Here is a 330-nt window from a genome sequence, read left to right as displayed (position 1 = left end):
GCGACGAGGTCGAAACGGTCGTCCGGGCGGGCGCCGACTGGATCCATCTCGACGTGATGGATGGCCATTTCGTGCCCAACATCACCTTCGGTCCGCCGGTGATCAAGGCGATCCGTGATCGAACGGACAAGATCTTCGATTGCCATCTGATGATCGCGCCAGCCGACGCCTATCTCGCCGCCTTCGCTGATGCCGGCTGCGACATCATCACGGTGCATGCCGAGGCCGGGCCGCATCTCGACCGTTCGCTGCAGGCAATCAGGAATCTCGGCAAGAAGGCCGGCGTGTCGCTGAACCCGTCGACACCGGAAAGCGTCATCGAATATGTGC

Annotated in this window: 1 protein-coding gene; it reads left to right on the top strand. The window is 62.1% G+C overall.

Annotation, left to right across the window (positions count from 1 at the left end; all coding sequences use genetic code 11):
* The coding region (locus tag EOA13_RS37775) for a ribulose-phosphate 3-epimerase (protein ID WP_164780715.1) at positions 1–330 on the top strand (330 nt) is incomplete at both ends.

The organism is Mesorhizobium sp. M7A.F.Ca.US.011.01.1.1, assembly GCF_003998295.1.
Lineage (GTDB): Bacteria > Pseudomonadota > Alphaproteobacteria > Rhizobiales > Rhizobiaceae > Mesorhizobium.
Note: the sequence above shows the minus strand (reverse complement) of the source record. Positions and strands in the feature narration are given on the sequence as shown.